Consider the following 2,152-nt stretch of genomic DNA (forward strand, 5'->3'; position numbering starts at 1 on the left):
TACGAGCGCTCGTACGACCAGTCTCAGAACCGAAAACTTCCCGCACCGCCCGCGCCCTCGTCAAAGACGATAAGCATCCCGGCTACGGCCAAACGGGCAAGGCGGCCCTCAGGCCACGCTTACTGTTCAGCGTCCAGCGGCCGATCCTCGGCCGCTTGTTCCGTGCGGCAGGTCTCGCGGTAGGCTATAGCCTAGTCAGCGGACTGCTGATGCGGCGCAGGCGCGACCGTGATCGTAGGCCTGATCTGCATCCGGTCTGGCGGCTCTGTCCGTTCAATGGCCTGCCAGTGCAAGTTGAGCGAGCGGCACGCACATTTCCTTCGCTACAAACTGCGTGTGGATCGCTTCTGACGGCAACATACATAGGACGTGCAGTGGCAAGGCTTGCCCAGCGGCACGGAGCTCACTTTTGACCTTAGACAACAGCGAGCCGCTGGGACCGACGATAAGGATGTCGATATCCGCCCCGACCCCCGTCACGGCCGAACCGAACATATAGGCCTCGAAATTTTCCAACGAGGGGCAAGACGCCAGAAGATGAGCCGCAACCTCGTCGGCCGACATCATGTCCGCGCCAGACGCTTTCTCAATGCGTTCCATAGCATCACCTCGCATCCCAGCTCTCTTCCGGCTTCGTTCGCTTCGGGCTGCGGCGTGCCATTTGGGTTGGTGTTCCAGATGATGTCGACCGGCCCAAAACGATCCCACAACGTCCGAACCTCATCAGCTGTCGGCTCGTAATCGGCTATCATCCCAATGCGCAGCACCTCCTCGTTCCGCAGCGTAACCCGGTAAATTCGGTCAAACTCCCGATCGGCCGTCACCACAGGACCATATTGCCGAAGAAGCCGATCCGAGAATTTGTAGACTTTGTGCTGTGCGGAGTTGGCGTCGCCGTTGAGAGCCGCCAGACCCAATGTCCCGAAACTGCCCCAACCCACCCGGTTTCCTTCGAGATACCGTATCGCCTCGCCTTCCCAGACACACTCCGCGCGGTAACCGCACAAGAAATCGAGCGCTTCGACACCGTCCCGGTAGCCGACAGCCGTTGCTAGATTGACTGTTGCGGCCGCCGTAATGGCCGCGACGACGTCGGGTCGATCCTCGGTTACGATCCGGATGACGTCACCGCCAAGATGCTCCGCCTGCGACCGTCCTTCTTTCGCAAAATTGGCTAGCGCATATTTGACCTGCCAGTTCATGCAAACATCCCCTCCATCGACCCCGGAAAGCGGATGGCGCGACCGGAGATGCCGCATATGTGCCGCTCAGATAAGCCGCGAACATGTTCCTGATACTCAGCGAAGGTGCGGCGTTCCTCCCCCGTGGCAAGGTCAAGATTGGCCTCAATGATCGCCAAGGTGCGATAGTGGTTAGGCAGGATCACGCTTCTGATCCGCTCATCCCACGCCGCAGCGGTGGCCGATTCCGGGTCATACTCAAAATTCGTACCTTCCACCGGCGCAAACTTCTCCCAGATGGCCCGGTTCTCGGCCATAATGCTGGCAACCGCAGCTCGCGCCTGCTCGCGATCGTCGTAAGCCCGGATGCCTTGTTTGTTCGCCAGCCGCCCAAGATGATTGGCCTTCCAATCAAGCAGGATATTGCGCGGATAAGCCTCAGGGTCCTTGTCGATCTTGGTATGGCAGGTCGGGCACAGCAGAATTAGGTTCTCGAAGACATCTGGATCGAAGTCGTTCGCCGGTCGGTCTCCATGCCGCGGGCCCGCATCGCCATGCGGGATAACATGTGCCATTTCAGCGATGTGCTTATCACCACCCATTTCCGCCGGAAACAGGGCTTCTAGGCAGTCGGGTTTCTGGCAGAAGCCCGCCGCATCCGAGAATAGATGCAGTCGCGTTGCCGCCGGTATCGCCTTTCTTTCCGCCATTCAAAATCCCCGCTTTTGTGCCCGACATGCATATAGGAATCTCTGCCTCCAGCGTCAGCACACGAAACTATTTTCGCCGCCAGCAACAAGCGTCGGCTCTTCCGGGTTTACGCATCGGCAGGTTGGATTGCGTCTAGCTGTCAATCGGCGTCCAAAAAGGACCCCCTATCGGCGTGCAAAAGGGACCCCCTTCGTCAAGCAGCGTGACGGGTATGACGGGCGCACCGTTCGCGCTGGTTGCGGCGTAGGGCGGGCGTAGCC

3 protein-coding genes are annotated in these 2,152 nt (G+C 59.5%); all 3 read right to left on the reverse strand.

Going from position 1 to position 2,152, the window contains the following annotated elements; translation table 11 throughout:
* Positions 1 to 273: 273 nt before the first annotated feature.
* The 3 genes from ABLE43_RS23090 to ABLE43_RS23100 are packed head-to-tail and all read right to left on the reverse strand — an operon-like array spanning position 274 to position 1,891.
* Positions 274 to 567, reverse strand: coding sequence for a nucleotidyltransferase domain-containing protein (locus ABLE43_RS23090; protein ID WP_348980274.1), 294 nt, complete (start codon positions 565 to 567; stop codon positions 274 to 276).
* The gene (locus ABLE43_RS23095; RefSeq protein ID WP_348980275.1) at positions 564 to 1,202 is read right to left on the reverse strand and encodes a hypothetical protein; all 639 of its coding nucleotides are present in this window, start codon (positions 1,200 to 1,202) and stop codon (positions 564 to 566) included. The genes ABLE43_RS23090 and ABLE43_RS23095 overlap by 4 nt, the downstream gene beginning before the upstream one ends.
* Complete coding sequence (locus tag ABLE43_RS23100) at positions 1,199 to 1,891, reverse strand: HNH endonuclease signature motif containing protein (RefSeq protein ID WP_348980276.1); 693 nt, start codon at positions 1,889 to 1,891, stop codon at positions 1,199 to 1,201. The genes ABLE43_RS23095 and ABLE43_RS23100 overlap by 4 nt, the downstream gene beginning before the upstream one ends.
* Positions 1,892 to 2,152: the final 261 nt, after the last annotated feature.

The sequence above is a fragment of the Sphingomonas silueang genome, from assembly GCF_040049155.1.
Lineage (GTDB): Bacteria > Pseudomonadota > Alphaproteobacteria > Sphingomonadales > Sphingomonadaceae > Sphingomonas > Sphingomonas silueang.